At 63.7% G+C, this 801-nt stretch carries 1 protein-coding gene; it reads left to right on the top strand.

All coding sequences use genetic code 11. From position 1 onward, the window contains the following. On the top strand, positions 1-788 hold a 788-nt coding region (locus E4631_RS25680), incomplete at its 5' end, for an IS3 family transposase (protein ID WP_135318690.1). Positions 789-801 lie beyond the last annotated feature (13 nt).

The following is an 801-nucleotide window of genomic DNA, read 5'->3' as shown; positions in this document are numbered from 1 at the left end:
CGGGCGTAGTAGCCCCCGCGGAACCGGCCTGGGAAACGGCCCTGGTCGACGTGTTTGACGACCACCAGCGCCGCTACGGCACCCGCCGCCTACGCGTCGAGTTGCGCGAGTTGGGGTACCTGGTGGGGCGGCAGGCCATTCGCACGGCGCTGCGCCGCCAGACGCGCAAGGCCTTGCAGCCCAAATCGTTTGTGCCCCGCACGACCGACTCGACCCATGGCAAACAGTGCGCGCCGAACTTGCTGCTCGACCAGCCCAAGCCTACCCAGGCCAACCGGGTGTGGGTCAGCGACATTACCTACCTGCCCCTGGCCAACGGCAACTGGGTCTACTGCTGTGCTTTTCAGGACGTGTGCACCAAGCAGGTGGTGGGCTGGCAAGTGCGGGCCGACATGCCGGAGGCGCTGGTTACCACCGCTTTGCAGCGGGCCCTGCTCGCCCAGCGGCCCGCTCCCGGCCTGATTGTCCACTCCGACCGGGGCGGCCAGTACGTGGGCAAGGTCTACAAAACCCTGCTGCGCGACGCTAAAGCCCAGCTCTCGCACAGTCGCCGGGGCGACTGCTATGACAACGCCCAGGCCGAGAGCCTCTGGTCACGCCTCAAAACGCAAGTGCTCGAACTGCGCGACTGGCCCGTTTTCACGGACCTAGCTGACGCGCAGACCAGCGTGGCCGACTATTTTGACTACTACAATCATAAACGCCGGCATTCCAGTATCGGCTACCTAAAGCCTTATCACTTTCACCAGCAGCTACTTGCTAACATCACCCAACTTTCTCCTGCCTAACTAGACCACCTCA

Source organism: Hymenobacter sp. UV11 (assembly GCF_004684095.1).
Lineage (GTDB): Bacteria > Bacteroidota > Bacteroidia > Cytophagales > Hymenobacteraceae > Hymenobacter.
Note: the sequence above shows the minus strand (reverse complement) of the source record. Positions and strands in the feature narration are given on the sequence as shown.